2 protein-coding genes are annotated in these 620 nt (G+C 35.6%); both read left to right on the top strand.

What is annotated here, in order from left to right:
* The first annotated feature begins 158 nt into the window (after window positions 1-158).
* Entirely contained in the window at window positions 159-293 is a 135-nt protein-coding gene (locus tag AB4486_RS22570) for a hypothetical protein (protein WP_261978795.1), read from the top strand.
* A gap of 8 nt (window positions 294-301) precedes the next feature.
* The coding region (locus AB4486_RS22565) for a bifunctional oligoribonuclease/PAP phosphatase NrnA (protein ID WP_372118702.1) at window positions 302-620 on the top strand (319 nt) is incomplete at its 3' end.

Here is a 620-nt window from a genome sequence, read left to right as displayed (position 1 = left end):
GGATATAAGTCAATGTTTGTTTTGTTAAGTGTGAGTAAGTTTTAGTTAATTTGGAATGGGTGTTTATTAAATTTCTTCTGTTTGAGAGGCTTAGGAGTTAGGTGTTCTTACGTTTAGAACTCAATTGATTCGCTTTATTTATAGTTAGTGGTGTTCTCATGTTAAAAGTTGCTAGTCTTATCTTAATCGCTCTCGGTGTTTTTATTGGAATACAATATGGAGATGAGATAGTTAGTCCATTGGGTGGTGGTACTGAAACTGTTCTTAATACAATAGAAAACTTGAAAGGTTAAGGTGAGGTATGTCTATTTTCTCATTTAACGATTTTCTTGAGCGTCTCAGGGACTGCGAACGAATCATCATTCAAGCTCATGACTTTCCTGATCATGATGCGGTTGGCTCCGCTTTTGCTCTCGCTTATTTACTTAGAAAGAAGGGCTTTAAACCACTCATTACTTATCAAGGCTTTATTGATCGTGTTTCTTTACATAATTTGATTGGTTGGCTTGATATTCCCATAGTTAAGTCACATCGATTAGATTTAAAGCCCAATGACAAAATCATTGTGGTAGATGGCTGTATTGGTGAAAAAAATGTTACCGACTTACCGGGTATAGAAG

The sequence above is a fragment of the Vibrio sp. 10N.222.55.C6 genome (assembly GCF_041473395.1).
Lineage (GTDB): Bacteria > Pseudomonadota > Gammaproteobacteria > Enterobacterales > Vibrionaceae > Vibrio > Vibrio crassostreae_C.
The sequence above is the reverse complement of the archived record's forward strand: the minus strand, read 5'-3'. Positions and strand labels throughout refer to the sequence as shown.